Annotated in this window: 1 protein-coding gene; it reads left to right on the top strand. The window is 48.3% G+C overall.

What is annotated here, in order from left to right:
- A partial coding sequence (locus tag A3762_RS19840; protein ID WP_068757278.1) for a M17 family metallopeptidase occupies positions 1-915 on the top strand: 915 nt, incomplete at both ends.

Raw genomic sequence — 915 nt, forward strand, 5'->3', positions numbered from 1 at the left:
CATCGATGATGAGAGCCTGTTGTCAGAAGCCAATAATATGGTCGAGTCTATCGTACTTACGCGCGATCTAATCAATACTCCCGCCTCAGATATGATGCCCGAAGATCTAGCGCAAACCATGCAAGCTCTCGCAAGTGCTTACGAAGGCAGCTTCAGTGAAATTATCGGCCAAGAACTTTTAGATCAAAACTACCCACTTATTCACGCTGTTGGCCGAGCTTCTGTGCACGAACCTCGCCTACTCGAACTCGTTTGGGGCGACGAAGACGCGCCAGCTATTACACTAGTTGGTAAAGGTATCTGTTTTGATAGTGGCGGTCTGAATATTAAAACTGGCAACTTCATGCGTCAGATGAAAAAGGATATGGGCGGCGCTGCACACGTGCTTGGCTTGGCCAAGCTCATCATGGCACAAAACCTTCCAATTCGATTACGTGTTCTCGTTGCTGCGGCTGAAAACGCTATATCTGGTAATGCATTTAGACCCGGCGATATTATTGAATCTAGAAAAGGCCTTACGGTCGAAATAGACAATACCGACGCTGAAGGTCGTTTAGTTCTTTGCGATGCATTGGATGATGCATGTAGCGAAAGCCCCGAGCTGATTATTGACTTTGCCACATTGACCGGCGCATGCCGCGTAGCACTGGGCACAGAACTCCCTGGCTTCTTCTGTAACGATGAAGAAGTGGCTGCAGGACTCAACGAAAGCGCTCTAGATTGCTTAGATCCTATTTGGCGCCTACCGTTGCACCAAGCCTACAACGACATGCTTAAAAGCCATTTTGCCGATACCCTGAATTCAGCAGAAACCGGATTCGGTGGCGCTATCACAGCTGCACTATACCTCGAAAAATTCATTAGCAATGAAACCCCTTGGGTGCATTTCGACGTCATGGCTTGGAACCTCAGAGG

This window comes from Oleiphilus sp. HI0125, assembly GCF_001635355.1.